General features: G+C 35.7%; 15 protein-coding genes and 1 tRNA gene. 12 read left to right on the top strand and 4 right to left on the bottom strand.

The window, feature by feature from the left end:
- The first annotated feature begins 45 nt into the window (after nucleotides 1-45).
- The 4 genes from purT to ACQY56_RS12125 all read left to right on the top strand — a co-directional run bounded on the left by purT (nucleotide 46) and on the right by ACQY56_RS12125 (nucleotide 4,604).
- On the top strand, nucleotides 46-1,209 hold the full coding sequence (gene purT / locus ACQY56_RS12110) for a formate-dependent phosphoribosylglycinamide formyltransferase (RefSeq protein ID WP_428738605.1): 1,164 nt from the start codon (nucleotides 46-48) through the stop codon (nucleotides 1,207-1,209).
- Entirely contained in the window at nucleotides 1,209-2,132 is a 924-nt protein-coding gene (locus ACQY56_RS12115; protein ID WP_428738606.1) for a D-2-hydroxyacid dehydrogenase, read from the top strand. The genes purT and ACQY56_RS12115 overlap by 1 nt, the downstream gene beginning before the upstream one ends.
- Nucleotides 2,133-2,379: 247 nt before the next feature.
- A complete protein-coding gene (locus ACQY56_RS12120) occupies nucleotides 2,380-3,888 on the top strand; it encodes an FAD-dependent oxidoreductase (protein WP_428738607.1) in 1,509 nt (502 codons plus the stop codon).
- Nucleotides 3,888-4,604 (top strand): succinate dehydrogenase/fumarate reductase iron-sulfur subunit, encoded by a 717-nt coding sequence (locus tag ACQY56_RS12125; protein ID WP_428738608.1) that lies wholly within the window; start codon nucleotides 3,888-3,890, stop codon nucleotides 4,602-4,604. The genes ACQY56_RS12120 and ACQY56_RS12125 overlap by 1 nt, the downstream gene beginning before the upstream one ends.
- A gap of 7 nt (nucleotides 4,605-4,611) precedes the next feature.
- On the opposite strand, the gene ACQY56_RS12130 is transcribed toward ACQY56_RS12125, so the two are convergent.
- Nucleotides 4,612-5,028, bottom strand: a complete 417-nt coding sequence (locus ACQY56_RS12130; RefSeq protein WP_428738609.1) for a DUF805 domain-containing protein — start codon at nucleotides 5,026-5,028, stop codon at nucleotides 4,612-4,614.
- A 124-nt stretch (nucleotides 5,029-5,152) separates the two neighbouring features.
- Nucleotides 5,153-5,338 (bottom strand): hypothetical protein, encoded by a 186-nt coding sequence (locus ACQY56_RS12135; protein WP_428738610.1) that lies wholly within the window; start codon nucleotides 5,336-5,338, stop codon nucleotides 5,153-5,155.
- Between the two features lie 146 nt (nucleotides 5,339-5,484).
- Here ACQY56_RS12135 and ACQY56_RS12140 point away from each other — a divergent pair, with 146 nt between their 5' ends.
- The 3 genes from ACQY56_RS12140 to ACQY56_RS12150 are packed head-to-tail and all read left to right on the top strand — an operon-like array spanning nucleotide 5,485 to nucleotide 6,921.
- Nucleotides 5,485-5,757 carry a hypothetical protein gene (locus ACQY56_RS12140; RefSeq protein WP_428738611.1) on the top strand — a complete coding sequence of 91 codons (273 nt, stop codon included), beginning with the start codon at nucleotides 5,485-5,487 and terminating at the stop codon, nucleotides 5,755-5,757.
- A 45-nt stretch (nucleotides 5,758-5,802) separates the two neighbouring features.
- Nucleotides 5,803-6,300 (top strand): YajQ family cyclic di-GMP-binding protein, encoded by a 498-nt coding sequence (locus tag ACQY56_RS12145; protein ID WP_428738612.1) that lies wholly within the window; start codon nucleotides 5,803-5,805, stop codon nucleotides 6,298-6,300.
- Nucleotides 6,301-6,312: 12 nt separating this feature from the next.
- Nucleotides 6,313-6,921 (top strand): DNA-binding protein, encoded by a 609-nt coding sequence (locus ACQY56_RS12150; RefSeq protein ID WP_428738613.1) that lies wholly within the window; start codon nucleotides 6,313-6,315, stop codon nucleotides 6,919-6,921.
- A gap of 10 nt (nucleotides 6,922-6,931) precedes the next feature.
- On the opposite strand, the gene ACQY56_RS12155 is transcribed toward ACQY56_RS12150, so the two are convergent.
- Nucleotides 6,932-8,866 (bottom strand): DUF1538 domain-containing protein, encoded by a 1,935-nt coding sequence (locus ACQY56_RS12155; protein ID WP_428738614.1) that lies wholly within the window; start codon nucleotides 8,864-8,866, stop codon nucleotides 6,932-6,934.
- Between the two features lie 129 nt (nucleotides 8,867-8,995).
- On the opposite strand from ACQY56_RS12155, the gene ACQY56_RS12160 reads away from it, so the two are divergent.
- From ACQY56_RS12160 to ACQY56_RS12180, 5 genes are all read left to right on the top strand, one after another.
- On the top strand, nucleotides 8,996-9,403 hold the full coding sequence (locus ACQY56_RS12160; RefSeq protein ID WP_428738615.1) for a c-type cytochrome: 408 nt from the start codon (nucleotides 8,996-8,998) through the stop codon (nucleotides 9,401-9,403).
- A 56-nt stretch (nucleotides 9,404-9,459) separates the two neighbouring features.
- Nucleotides 9,460-9,547 (top strand) — tRNA-Ser (locus tag ACQY56_RS12165).
- Between the two features lie 124 nt (nucleotides 9,548-9,671).
- Complete coding sequence (locus ACQY56_RS12170; protein ID WP_428738616.1) at nucleotides 9,672-11,468, top strand: hypothetical protein; 1,797 nt, start codon at nucleotides 9,672-9,674, stop codon at nucleotides 11,466-11,468.
- A gap of 15 nt (nucleotides 11,469-11,483) precedes the next feature.
- Nucleotides 11,484-12,032, top strand: a complete 549-nt coding sequence (locus ACQY56_RS12175; protein WP_428738617.1) for a hypothetical protein — start codon at nucleotides 11,484-11,486, stop codon at nucleotides 12,030-12,032.
- Between the two features lie 53 nt (nucleotides 12,033-12,085).
- Nucleotides 12,086-14,437, top strand: coding sequence for a fatty acid cis/trans isomerase (locus tag ACQY56_RS12180; RefSeq protein WP_428738618.1), 2,352 nt, complete (start codon nucleotides 12,086-12,088; stop codon nucleotides 14,435-14,437).
- On the opposite strand, the gene ACQY56_RS12185 is transcribed toward ACQY56_RS12180, so the two are convergent.
- Complete coding sequence (locus ACQY56_RS12185) at nucleotides 14,438-15,151, bottom strand: SIR2 family NAD-dependent protein deacylase (RefSeq protein ID WP_428738619.1); 714 nt, start codon at nucleotides 15,149-15,151, stop codon at nucleotides 14,438-14,440. It lies immediately after the preceding gene.
- Nucleotides 15,152-15,204 lie beyond the last annotated feature (53 nt).

Consider the following 15,204-nt stretch of genomic DNA (forward strand, 5'->3'; position numbering starts at 1 on the left):
TATTTTGATATAATCTCTTCAACAAAAAATGAAGAGGTTATGACAATGCAATTCTGCGCTCCACTTAAATCAAACTCAAAAAAAATCATGTTACTTGGTTCTGGTGAACTTGGTAAAGAAGTAGTTATTGAAGCTCAAAGATTAGGGCTTGAAACAATTGCTGTAGATAAGTACGCAAATGCTCCAGCACATCAAGTTGCTCACAGAAGTTATGTTGTAGATATGCAAAACAAAGATGCTCTTTTAGAGATCATCTACCGTGAAAAACCACACTATATTTTACCTGAGATCGAAGCTATCAGCATAGATGCACTTTTTGAAGCAGAAGACAAAGGGTATAACGTTATCCCAAATGCAAATGCTGTTTCAAAAACGATGAATAGAAAAAACATTAGAACATTTGCTGCTGAGGTACTAGGTATTAAAACTGGTCCTTATCAGTTTGTAACTACAGAAGAGGGCTTAATGGGTGCAGCAATGGAACTAGGTTTTCCATGTGTTATTAAACCTGTTATGAGTTCAAGCGGCCACGGTCAGTCTGTTGCACGTTCAGTTGAAGATATTCCAAAATCTTGGGAGATGGCAAAAGAAGCACGTGGAGATGCAAGTGAGCTTATTGTTGAAGCATTTATTGACTTTGATTATGAGATCACTATGTTAACAGCGCGTAATGGAAAAGAGACAGTATTCTGTGAGCCAATCGGACACGAACAACGTGATGGGGACTATGTGTTCTCTTGGCAACCGATGCACATGAGTGAAGTTGCAAAAGCAAGTGCGCAAAAAATTGCAAAAGAGATCACAGATGGTCTTGGTGGTCAAGGACTTTTTGGAGTTGAACTATTTGTTAAAGGGGATGAGGTATATTTCTCAGAAGTAAGTCCACGTCCACACGATACTGGTATGGTAACATTAATTACTCAAAGCCAGAGTGAGTTTGCTCTTCATTTACGTGCAGTTCTTGGTTTACCTCTTGGTTTTACTTTCTATGGTGATGGTGCAAGTGCTGCGTACAAAACAAATCTACACAACTATGCACCTGTAATCAATGTAGATGAATCGCTTTTTTCTGAAAACTCGTATGTGAGAGTATTTGGTAAACCTGAAGCGCATAAAGGACGTCGTTTGGCAGTGGCGTTAGTGTATGATGAGGTCGATGCTGCATTAGAAAAAGCAAGAGAACTTATAGAAAAAGTTAAAGACAATTAATGAAAATTGTTCTACTAGATGCGATCACATTTGGCGATACAAATTTAAGTGGATTGGATCGCTTCGGAGAAGTAAAAGTTTACGATAAAACTACAACTGATCAGACATTAGCAAGAATTCAAGATACAGATGTAGTTGTCACAAACAAAGTTGTGATCACAAAAGAGATGATGCAGAAGTGTAAAAATTTAAAACTTATCTGCATCGCCGCAACTGGGATGAACAATGTTGATCTTGAGAGTGCAAAAGAGCTTGGAATTGCCGTTAAGAACGTTTCAGGGTACTCAACTGATTCTGTAATTCAACACACTTTTTCTATGTTGTTTTACCTAATGGGTTCTTCACGTTACTATGACGAGTCTGTAAGAGATGGCACTTATTCACATAGTGGTGTTTTTACAGATGTAAGCCGTCCATTTTTTGAACTCAAAGGAAAAAAGTGGGGTATCATCGGGCTTGGAGAGATAGGTCGTGGTGTTGCCAAAGTAGCGAGTTGTTTTGGAAGTAATGTTTGCTACTATTCAACAAGTGGGAAAAATAATAACGCAGAGTATGAGAGTGTTACTTTAGAGTTACTTTTAAGTTCGTGTGACATCATCACTATCCATGCACCTTTAAATAATCAAACGAACAATCTTTTAGATTATAAACAACTCTCCCTATGCAAAGAGGGAGCGATCGTTTTAAATCTTGGGCGTGGCGGAATAATAAATGAAAATGCAGTTACAAAGTTAGTGGATGAAAAAAACATCTATTTTGGGTTAGATGTTTTTGCTAAAGAACCGCTACCTAGTGAGTCACCGCTTTTAGGTGTGAAAAATAAAGAACGCCTTTACATGACACCACACATCGCTTGGACATCCGTTGAAGCACGTGATGAGTTGATAGCGGGTGTTATAAAAAATATAGCAGAGAGTTTTTAGGTTTTTGTACTTCGCGTAGGTAGTTGGATATATTTATTTTAGAATACGAATCCTCCCTTCGGTCTGGCTTCTAAAATAAATATATCCAACTACTAGTATAGTAAAAACTTTATGTGTAGAAGTGAAAGAGAAAGCAGAATGTCTCGAGAGTTATGAAAAGAGAAAATTTTCAAAACCAGACCAACGGGAGGATTCGCGCTTGAAAACCTTCTCTTTTCATAACGTAATCAGATAGTATGGAGAGCATATGAAAACAGATGTTTTGATTATTGGTGCTGGTGGGGCTGGACTTATGGCTGCGATCGCTGCAAAAGAAGAGGGTGTGGATGTTTTGGTACTTACCAAGGAGTACCCAACCAGAAGCCAGACTTGTATGGCGCAAGGTGGGATGAATGCAGCACTTGGTAATGCTGGACAAGACAGTATAGAAGATCACATCCAAAACACTCTGAAATCAGCACACGGCGAAGCAGATGAAGAGGCTGTTCGTTTTATGTGCTGCGAAGCACCAAATGCGATCGAGTATCTTAATAACATTGGTGTGTGTTTTTCCCGTACGAAAGATGGAAAAATAGCACAACGCCGCTTAGGAGGGGCAAGTGCTCCTCGTGCTTGCTATGCGCAAGATTATACAGGTTTAAAAATTTTACATACACTTTATGATCGTTGTAATGAATTAGGTATAAAATTTGTGAACGATACTTTTTTACTAGAGCTTTTAAAAGATGAAAATGATAACGCTTGTGGTACTAAAGTTTTAGATATTCGCACAGGTGAAATTAAAACTTACATCGCAAAATCTGTAGTATTAGCAACGGGTGGTTATTCACGTATTTATGACAAATTCTCAACAAACTCAAAAGCTTCAAGTGGTGATGGAATAGCAGCAGCCCTTAGAATTGGTGCAGAGTTAAAACATATGGAGTTTGTGCAGTTTCACCCAACTGGACTTAAAAATTCTTCGATCTTAATAAGTGAATCGGCTCGTGGTGAGGGTGGTTATCTGCTTAACTCACAAGGGGAGCGTTTTACCAACGAGTTAGCACCTCGTGATGAAGTGAGTCGTGCTATTGATGCCGAGATAAAAAAAGGGGAAGATATCTTTTTAGATATTCGTCATTTAGGTGAGCAGTTTATTGATGAGGGGCTTCCACAAGAGCGTAAGCTTGCAAAACTTTATGAGAATGTCGATCCTGTATATGATCTTATTCCGATCAAACCAGTTGCACATTATACAATGGGCGGTGTGGCAGTTGATCATAACTCGCAAACAACTGTTAGCGGCTTGTTTGCATGTGGTGAGTGTGCAAATCATAATGTTCATGGAGGCAATCGTTTAGGAGGGAACTCCCTTTTAGAGATTGTAGTATTTGGCCGTGAAGCTGGTCGAAATGCTGCGAAACATTCTCAACAGATCGAGCATCTATCTGTTCCAGCGCATAGTGAATGTTTTTTAGATCAAGAGTTTAAAAATACGGTTAATTTTTATAAGTATAAAGAGAAGCTTGGCAATTTGCTTTACAATAAAGTGGGAATTGTACGAAAAACTTCCGAACTAAAAAGTGCTTTAGAGGAGATTGAGATGATCAAGTCGCTTTTACCAGATATGGGCTGGAGCGATACTTTAGAGATCTACAATACAAACAAACAAGAATTTTTAGAGTTTAGAAACATTTTACAAATAAGTGAAATTGTTGTAAAAAGTGCACTTGAACGAGCTGAGAGTTGTGGTGCACACTATATGGAGGCAGAATAATGAAAATAACTATAAAAAGAGATGATGCCTTTGAAATTTATGAACTCGAAGATGGAGCATATACACTTTTAGAAGCCTTAGAGAAGATCAAACACGAGATCGATAACACGCTCAGTTTTTCAAGTGGTTGTAGAAGTAGTGTATGTGGAAGTTGTGCAATGCGTGTGAATGAAAAAGAGGTGCTGGCATGTTCTTATAAAGTAGAAGATGGCGATACAGTTGAGCCACTTAACAATATGCCTATAATTCGCGATCTTGTTGTTGATATGGACAAATCTTATGAGATGAACGTTAAGGCAAAAGCGTGGTTAAACAAGTTAAATCATGAAGCAACCTTAGATCATGAGGCTGAAAAAATCAACGAAGTACAAAGTGATTGCATACTATGTGGATCGTGTTACTCATCTTGCCCTGTTTACGCAGTAAATGGAGAGTTTTTAGGGCCATTCTCATTTACCCGTGTTTGGAAATATGTAGGCGATAAACGTGAAGCCGATGCAAAAGAGAAGATAGATATTATTCAAACAAACGGTGTATGGGATTGTACTCTTTGTAATAACTGTACGGTTGTGTGTCCACAAAATATCTCTAGCAAAGCCGACATAGAAAAACTGAGAATTCGATCAAGTATGTTTGGTTATAGCGATCCGAACTTTGGAAACTTTGGTGGGGGATTTGACTCTGGATTTGGATTTGATGGAAGCCCCACTTTTTAGGGGCTAGTTATTCCTCATCATCAGGAGGGACTATAGTGTTAGTTGTTGGAGTATCAATAAGTGGATCGTCTCCAAAACGGTTTGAACCTTGATTACCAGGAAGAAGCATAAATATAAACACTATCAAACCACCTAAATAAGGGATGAGATAAAGAAGTTGCCACCAACCACTCATATTTATGTCGTGAAGTCTTCTTGCTGTTATAGCCCAAAAAGGGATCATAGAACCAAGTATAAATAAAACTATAACTCCTGCAAAAATATTTGATATGAGTTGATTTATTTCAGAAAAAAATCCTGCCATAAATGCCAATGCAAAAATAACAAGGGCATAATATAGATAAAACATCCAATACTCTTTTCTTCTTGCTCTACCAGTGAAGTCTGCATATTTATTTTGATATACGTTAGTAAAATACTCCATCTTTTTTCCTTGAGTGAAAATGTACTATATTATGATGAAAAATAACTTTGAGGAAACTTTTAAGGATGTTTTTTGAACAGTTTTAGTTCCCAAAAAGAGATTTGGGAACTAGGAGAAAATGAAATTAAGCTACTTTTTTAATAGCTTTCTTTGCAACTTTTTTTGCTTTTTTAGCAGTAGTTGGTTTCTTTTTAAGAACTCTTTTTGTAGCTTTTTTAGTTACTTCTTTTAGCTCTTTCTTTTTAACAGCTTTCTTTGCTGCAGATCTAACAAGCTTTTTTACTGCTTTTTTCTTAAGTGCTTTTGCCATCACTTATCCTTTAAATTGGATTACTTATTACTGGTATTTAGTAATAAATTATAGAGATTGTATAGTATTTAAGAAACAATGTCAAGAAAATATAGAGAAAGTTATGATATATTACCAATATTATTATTTTGAAGTAGAGCAACAAGATGACATTTATAGATTTTAAAAAACTGCTTTTAGATGCTGAAATAACTTTGCCAAAGTTTAGTAAGCTTATCAAAGTAAGTGAAAAAAACATTCAAGCATATAAGCAAAAGGGTGAAGTTCCAAATGCAATAGCAGCTGTTGCAAAATGTATAGCTGTTATGCATACTGCGGGGATAGACTATAAAACAGAGATAGAGTCTTTGGCTTTAGAGCCTAAAAGAAAAAAAGGGGTGGGTTTTGCTAAAAAAGAGAAACCCAATAAGAGCGAATAACAAACAAAACACTTATGTTATAATTAAACCAAAAAAAGGTTAGTGATGGCAAAAGAGCATTCATTTGATATAACTGCAAAAATAGATGTACAACTTTTTAAAAATGCAGTCAATTTAGTAGATCGAGAAGTTGCAAATAGATACGACTTCAAAGGCACACCTTATGAAGTAAACTACAAAGAGAAAGAAAAAGTATTAGTGTTAGTAGCATCCTCTGACAATAAACTAGATGCTCTTAAAGATATAGTGATCGACAAACTTTTAAAACAAGGTCTTAGTTCAAAAGTTTTAGAGGAGTTACGCGTAGAAGATGCAAGTGGTGGAACTCGTAAAGCTACATATAAAGTAGTGGATTATATAGAGTCAAAAGAGGCAAAAAAGATCACAGCTGATATCAAAAACATGAAGTTAAAAGTAAATGCTCAGATCGAGGGTGATAGTATCCGTGTAAAAGCAAAAAACATAGATGATTTGCAAAAAGTGATGAAGATGATCCGTGAGGGTGAATGGGAAGCTCCATTAAAATTTGAAAACATGAGATAAAGGGGAAGTGTTATGAAAAAGATGAGTGTAGAGGAAGCGGCAAGTTTTTTTGGGGTTTCAAAAGAGGCTATTCACAATCGTGTGAGACGCGGATCGATTAAAAGCGTTGTAGAAAAAGGGGTGAAACTGGTTGTGGTTGATGACGAAGTAAAGACACCAGCAAAACGTCCTGCTACTACAAAAACTGCACCAAACAGCAGACACTACAAGTATCTTGAAGAGCAAAATGCAAAACTGCAACAACGTGTTGAGACTTTAGAGAATGAAACAAGAACCCTGCGCGATCAAAAAGAGCAGATGCTTATAGATGAGCGAGAAAAACTAGAGAGAATCTATAAAGAAAAAGATGAGCAACTCAAAAACATCCTTCAAACACTTTCATCAAAATTGATGTTAAATGCTCCAGTAAATGAAACTTTTGAAGCGGAGATCGAAGAGGAAAATACTAGTGAGCTTATCTCACTTAAAAAGTATTTGAAAACGCTTGAATTATCTGAAAAGAAAACAGAAAAAATTTTGAAAAAATTTAGTAAAATTGATGATGAAAGAGTTGTGAGATTTGGGAAAAAAATCTACATCGACCCTACAAAATACGACTATAACGATCTCATAAAGAAGTAAATTTTACTTCTTAGAGATCATCTATCTTAAGCGTGATCCCTTTCATGTGAGAGATAGGGTAAGAAAACGCAAGACCCGCTCCGCTTCCTGTTATATCTAGCTCATCCATTATAGACTTGATGATTTTGTCCACTTTTTTTGTTGGTGTTAAAAACATAAGATTTGCGTCAGTATCATCACGTTGCAGTCTTGCATAAAAGTTATCCATTTTTTCTAGTCCTAGACCATGTGCACTCATAATAGTTACACCTCTAGCTCCGGCAGCTCTTGCAGCCTCAAGAGCTTGTTGTGTTTTATCTGTTGGCACTATAACATGTACAGCCGAGAAAGAAATTTTATCGGAGTGGCGTTTGTCTGTCCCTTGTACGTGGATAGTTGAAAGTCCCATATTGTTAGCATCTTCAAGAGCATTGCGCAACTCTTTGAGATGGAGTTGTTCCATTTCACGATCGCCTCGTATACCCATCTGTTGTGCTACAAATCCATAGAGCATTACTGTGATCATAGGAAAAAGTGAAGCAAATGCGATCAGACCAAAACCATCTATAAGCGGATCACGCCCTTGTATGTTTGTAGCAAGTCCGAGTCCAAGAGCCGCAACTAAAGGAACAGTTACAGTTGAAGTTGTAACCCCTCCACTATCGTATGCTACTGGAATGATGTATTTTGGTGCTAAAAATGTCAGGGCTATCACAAACATATACCCCACTATAATATAGTAGACAATTTCCCCTCCAACGACAATTCTATACGATCCAAGTGCTATACCGATAGCTACTCCAATGGCTACAAAAACACGTAAAGCATAGTCGTTGATCCTTCCATCACTGATCTCTTTTGCTTTTTTTGCAATGGCAGTGAGCGCTGGTTCAGCCATAGTTGTAGAAAAGCCAATGAGTGCTCCAAAGGTGTAGATGATGAAGTTATTATCATAACGTGTTAGCTCTAATGCCATGGTCTCACCAACAGAAAAAAGCCCCATCTCCAAACCAACTATAAAAGCATCAAGCCCTATGATTACAAGACCAAAACCGATAAGCACTTCTTTAAGGTTTTCAATAGGTTTTTTTAAGATCAGATACTGAAAAAAGAATATAACTGCTAAAATCGGAAACACATCAAGAACTACACCAAGTAAACCTTTTAAAATTTCCACAACACTAAAATCATAACCAGTTGCAACTGTAGTGGTAGCTTCAGTTAATGGTTCAATGATCGGGATAATAGCTGGAGTGTCGAACATCTGATATACAACAATTCCATAAAACTGCACAAAGATCATAGGTGTAAGTGATGCAAAAGCGATCAGTCCAAACCCATCAAGAACAGGGTTTCTCCCTTTGATACTAGATGCTAAACCGATCCCAAGTGCAGCAACCAGAGGAACTGTAACTGTTGAAGTAGTAACTCCTCCTAAATCGTAAGCAAGTCCTACGATCTCTGGCGGTGCAAATGCAGTAGCAGCGACTACTAAAATATACCCACTTATGATGTAATAGTGGATCGGATGCCCTTTTAAGATCCTCCAGACACCTAAAACTATAGCAAAGCCTACAGAAAATGCAACAACAGTTCTAAGTGTCGCTGCTTCAATACGACCATCACTAATAGAAGCTGCTTTTTGGGCAATAACGATGAGCGCTGGTTCTGCTATGGTAGTACCAAAACCGATCATAAATGCAAATAACACGATCCAAAACGTTGAGCGTTTGTTAGCAAATTCACTTGCTAACCCTTCACCAACAGGAAATATACCAACCTCAAGCCCTAGTAAAAAAACAGCAAGTCCAACACCAACGACAGCTAAACCAATGGTAGTGCTTAACCAGTTATGCAGAACACTTTGAATGATGGCAAGTTGAAAAAAGAGAATAACTAATATGATTGGAAGCAAATCACGAAAAGATTCTTTTAACAACTGAAAAAAGGTTGAAAAACTCAGCAAACACAAATCCTATATAACTTTTTATAATGATAGCCAAAATAGGTTTGAGAATAGTTAAATAAATCTAGTAACAAATTTAAAAAAAAGTAATATAATAAGTAAATTAAATGAATTTTATAAGGATATATGATGAGAAGTTTTAAAATGATTGTTGTTTTAATAGCATTTAGTTCAGTAAGTCTGTTTGCACAGAGTGCAGAGGAGTTATTTAATGAAAAGTGTGTTATTTGTCATACTGCAGTGAAACCAACAGCAGAGGCAAGAAGCAGTTTTATCGCACCACCAGTTATGGGTGTTATGTTTCATGTGAAAGAGGCTTTTGGAGGGGATAAACAAAAAGTGATAGCTTTTATAAAAGATTATGTCTTAGAACCTTCAGAAAAAAAAGCAAAATGTTTACCTAAATCAATAAAAAGATTTGGTTTAATGCCTTCACAAAAAGGAAATGTTACTGAAGAAGAGTTAGAGAAAATTGCTGAATATATGTATGAAAATTTTCCACAACGAGGATTTGAGCCAAAACAACAACGTTATTAAGATACTTTAAGAGGCTCTTTGGGAATTAGTTTGTATAATTCTCATCTTCTTATGATGGACAGTTGGCCGAGTGGTCGAAGGCGCTCGCCTGGAACGCGAGTATAGGGCAACCTATCGAGGGTTCGAATCCCTCATTGTCCACCAGTGTATAAATTTTGCTGTATTTCCACATAAAAAAACTACTATCTCTGCATAATCTTCCAAATATTTAAAAAATTTTTAACATTTTAAAGCTATAATTAGGACAAACTGAAAAAAAGGTTATAGAATGACAAAGTTAAGAATATTTTTAATTTCTTTGTTTATTGTCTTATTCTCCGCTTGTGGTGGAGATAACAGCTTGGGTGGATCTACTACAAGCAGTGAGACAAATAACACTGTTGTGATAGATGGAGAGTATACGTTAAACTTTTTGAATGGTGTCTCTACTCAAGAGTTAACGACAAATAGTGAAACAACTAATATTACTGTTCTTGCATTTGATTCTGACAATACACCGTTGCAAAGTGGAACTGTTAAAGTTGCATATCCTGCAAAGGCAACTTTAGGAGTTGATGTTGGAACTTTTGCTGCACTAAGTGTAGCAATAGCAGATGGAAAAGCAGTTTTTCAATACACTGCACCAGAAGATTTGCAAGCAAGAGTAGATGCTGGAGATACTAGCACTACATTTGGTTTTTATCTTTCAGATGATTCTAGTGTAAGTAATAGTTTTACAGTAACGTATTCACCTGAGACAAATCAAACAGTAATCAAAAGTTATGAACTTACACAAAGTTTATCAGTAAGTGAATATTCAATGCCATTAGAGAGTACAATTCAAACAGCATTTACTGTAAGAGATGATAATGGAGATGCAGTTGCTGATGCTGATGTAACAACAATGACTATTACTTTAAAGAATGCACTCTTAGCAGACTTAATAAGTAAAAGTAATGTAACAGGTGACACTTTAACTTTTAGTGGTAAAAATGGAGAAACTGTAAATTTAAAATCAAATACAAGATCAGGAATTGTTCCAATACAAGTAGATACAACTTTTATAGATTCAAATGGTGATGAGCAAAATTTATCAGAAATCTTTAACATGACTATTCTTTCAGGTCCACCGACAGCTATGAGTGTGTCCTATGTTGGTACAACACATGATTCAACTAACTCTAAATTTATTGATACAATGGTTATAAGCATCACAGATAAATATTTTAATCCAGTAAATACGCAACCAGCTGCAGCTGGATACTTAATTGCTGGATATACAAGGGAAACAGCAAGTGATATCACTACACGAATTCAATTTACTCCAAGTGATTCAGAAGCTGGGACACTTGATCCTGTGGCAAAAACATTTACACCTAATGGAGTTGATCTTTCAAATGTAAGTCCTGCAAATGATATACTTTTTACTTATGGAAATGGTTATGTCTATAATGTATCAGGTAAATGGGGAATTGACTCTGTTAATGTGGATGTATTAAACTTGGATGATGAAACAAATGCAAGTTCAAGTGTATCGGGTCTTGGATTTGCAATTGGACATAACTATCGAAATGATACCTGTCGAGACTATACTGGAGAGAGTGTAGGAAATATCGTTATGCTTAGCGATAAGTTTGATACAAGTGGAAATGTAAAAGCTGAAATATATTTTGATTATTATTTAGTTGGTAAGAGTGTGATGGTCGGAATTGATACGCTTGGATATACAGCTGAAAATAATTCAACTACAAAATTTGGTGAAGCAGTAAGACATACACTAAGATCAACAGGGTTAACTTCAAGTGTATGTACTGTTCCACCAAATACAACAACCCCAAAAACATGCACTGTTTTGGTACATATAGATGATACAGATCAGTATCTGCGTAATGCTTATTTTGGATATGATATTGTAACAACAGGAGAAGTCGCTGTTGGTAGTTATATAGCTAGCACAAATGATAATATACACGATTGTAGTGCACATAATGGTGTAGCATATGTTACATATTATGTTACGAATCCTGATCCAGATGCAGCAGGAACATTTTATATAGAGGATTTCTCTTATGGCGGCGAATTTTAATAAAAAAGGAAAAAAATGAAAAATAAATTATATACACTTTTACTTGTAGCATCATTAGGTGCTACAGCTAGTTTAGCAGATGAATCTTTAATAGGTATAGAAGGGGGAGGAAGTACTTTTAATGTTGATAAAAATACAGGTGCTTCAAAAGATTATACTTTAGCGAATGTTGGTTTAAAAATAGGGGCACAGTCTGATGATTATAGAGCATTTTTAAGTGTTCGTTACTATGACAACTCAACTTTTACAAGTATGGTGACATATGGTGGAGAGTTACAGTATCTTTTAAATGTAAGCTCAATGGCAAATTTCTTTTTAGGTGTGAATGCAGGTGTGGTAGACTTAAAAATGAAAGATGCTGATAGTATTGAGAGAAAAGTGTCACACGGTTATATAGGTGGAGATGCAGGTTTCAATGTACATGTAGGAGACAATTTAGATGTTGAGATTGGTGCAAGAATTATCAATGTAGATGCACAAAATGTTCAAACAAATGGAACATACCAGTACAATAACCTTATCACGGGATATGGAAGTTTAATTTATAAATTTCATATGAACTAAAACAAAATATGAGGCTACTCCTTTGGGAGTACTCTTAGTATCCTTCAAAACAAATGAATCAACTTTTTTTAATTTTATTTATAACACTTTTTTTTGATGCATGTTCCCTTCCTCCAGTTGAGCCTGTACAGGTTAATAAAGAGCAAAAAAATATTTCATTTTCCCAAAACGTAAAGCCTCTACTAGATAAACGTTGTGTGGTATGTCACTCTTGTTATAACTCCCCGTGTCAAGCAAAGTTAAGCTCTTATGAGGGGATTGATCGAGGTGCTTCTAAGATCGAGGTTTATAATGCAACAAGACTCTCAGCGCAAGAGCCTACAAGACTTTTTATAGATGCAAAAACAACACAAGAGTGGAGAGAAAAAGAGTTTTTTTCTTTAACGCAAAATCTAGAAGATGTAAATGGAACTTTTAATGACGCGATAATGTTACATCTTTTATATAATAAGCAAGTTCATCCTGACATTATAGGTGATTACGATCCAGAGCATGATAAACTAATTTGTCCACGTGACAAAGAGGAACTGAGTGAATATTTTGACAAAAAAACAAATCATGGGATGCCTTATGGTTTTCCAGCCTTAAAAGAAAAGGAGTATACGACACTTGCTTCATGGATATTTCAAGGTGCTAAAAATGACAAAACAACAACAGCATCAATCTCTTCAAAAGCACAAGCGCAGATAAATCAATGGGAAAACTTTCTTAATCGTGATGATGCAAAACATCAAGTAACTGCACGCTATTTGTATGAGCATCTTTATTTGGCACATATCTATTTTCCATCAGCTAAAGGTGAGTTTTTTGAGTTAGTTCGATCATATACTCCTTCTTTGCAACCTATAGATGTAATTCCAACACTTCGCCCATTTGATGATCCAAAAACAGATAAGTTTTACTATAGATTTCGTAAAATCACTTCAACGATTGTGCATAAAACACATATGGTCGTAAAATTTGATGAGAGTGTTCTTGCTAGATATAATGAACTTTTTATACAATCAAAATGGAGAGAAACACCACATGAGGTCTCTTACAATCCAAAAATAGCTACCAATCCATTTGTGGCATTTAAGCAGATTCCGACACGTTCAAGATACCAGTTTTTACTTGATAATTCACGATATATAGTGATGACTTTTATTCGTGGTCCTGTATGTCGTGGGCAGATGGCACTTAATGTTATACATGACCATTTTTGGGTGATGTTTCGTGATCCAGAGTATGATATAGCAGTGGTTGATCCTGCATTTATTGATACTCAAGTGGACAATCTCTCGTTGCCAATAGAAAAAGTTGATAATGATTTGCTAAAAACTTTTAGTGATGATTATAGACAGAAGTATGAAGCCTATTATAAAGCAAAAAAACAAAGAGGTGTAGAGCTTTTTAAAAATGGTTATCCGATTGAATCGATCTACAAAGGTATGAAAAGTTCAGATTCGCCAGTTTTAACTATCTACAGACATTTTGATTCTGCTTCTGTGAGTCGTGGAGTGTTAGGGGAAGAGCCTCGTACTATGTGGGTGATTGATTATGCACAGTTTGAGAGAATATACTACACCTTGGTTGCTGGGTATGACGTTTTTGGAAATGTATCGCACCAGACAAATATACGTCGTTATATGGACTTTTTACGCTTAGAAGGGGAGATCAACTTTTTAGAGTATATGCCAAAGGATGCTCGGTTAGATATGTTGAAATCATGGTATATAAACGACAATATAGTTGACGATGCAAAATATGAAGCGGTTGATAAAATAGCAACAAACATCTCTTACAAAACGGCTAATTATAAAGATGAATTTATACGAAAAATTATAAACGAGTATTTGCCAAAAGATTTAGGTTATTCGTTTGATCGAATGAATTATAAAACAAAACAAGACTTAGCAAATATAAAAATGAAAACAAAGTTGAAAACTGCTGAAGATTACATTCAAGCAGCAAGGTCAATCACTTTACCAGGAAGTGGATTTGTACGCTATATGACTGATCGTGGTGCAAATAATATGTTACTGCGTGTAGAGTTAGAAGATGGCAGATACATAACTAAAAATCTTGTCATAAACCGTTGGCATGACAATGTAAATTCTTTGTTTTTAGAAGAGATGACCTTAGATGCTACAAAAGATACGATGGATATTTTAGATAAGTTTGTAGGTTCATATCCAAATGTATTTATAGTTTTAAAATTTTCAGAATTGGAAAATTTCTTAAAATTGATGAAAAATACCACAGGAAGCGAAGCTGATAAGGAACAACTCAAACACTACTTTATCAGTAGATCAAATCCAAAATTTTGGGAATATTATGATTGGTTTCAAAAAGAGTTCGATCGACAACAAGGCGTTGAGGCTGGTTTATACGATCTAAATAGATACGCAAGAACCCCTTGGTAACTATTCTTGTGTTAAAAACTCCTCTATCTCATATGCAATTTCATCGATTGCAATAGTTGCTTTCTCATAAATCACTTTATCAAAAAAAGCATCGTTGATCGCATCACTTGGCTCTAAATTGTTTAAGATAGAACGATCCACAAAATGAGCTAAGGTATTTACACCCACTACCATTCCACTAGTTCCGATAACAATGAGTAAAGAGCAATCTTGAATCTCATGATCTAGCACACTGTATTTTGGTGCCATCTCTCCAAACATAACAATATAAGGACGAACAAGCTCATGTCCGCAAGATATACATTTTCCGCCGTTTACATCTTGAAGTTTGTTGTATCCAATCTCATATACTTCATGACATTTTTCACATTGAACTTTTAAAAGATAACCATGTAAGTGGACTACATCTTTATGCTCTAGTCCAGCTTTTTCAAAAAGATTATCCACATTTTGTGTAATGATAGCAATATCATCCTTGTATCTGTTTTTAAGTTCTGCTAAAATTTTATGTGCGTGATTAGGCTCTTTATCTTCTAATTCCGTGCGCCTCATATCGTAAAAATCAATAGTCTCATCACGGTTTGTTATAAGACAACCAGCACTACAAACATCATCGACTGAATAATTTGCCCAAAGTCCATCGCTTTCTCTAAAAGTAGATAATCCACTCTCAGCACTTATACCCGCTCCACTTAAGATCACAACTTTAGCCATGATATGTCCTTTTAATATTCAAACTATTATAATACTTGTAAGTTTAAATAAGG

This window comes from Sulfurimonas sp. (assembly GCF_050296975.1).
Taxonomy (GTDB): domain Bacteria; phylum Campylobacterota; class Campylobacteria; order Campylobacterales; family Sulfurimonadaceae; genus Sulfurimonas.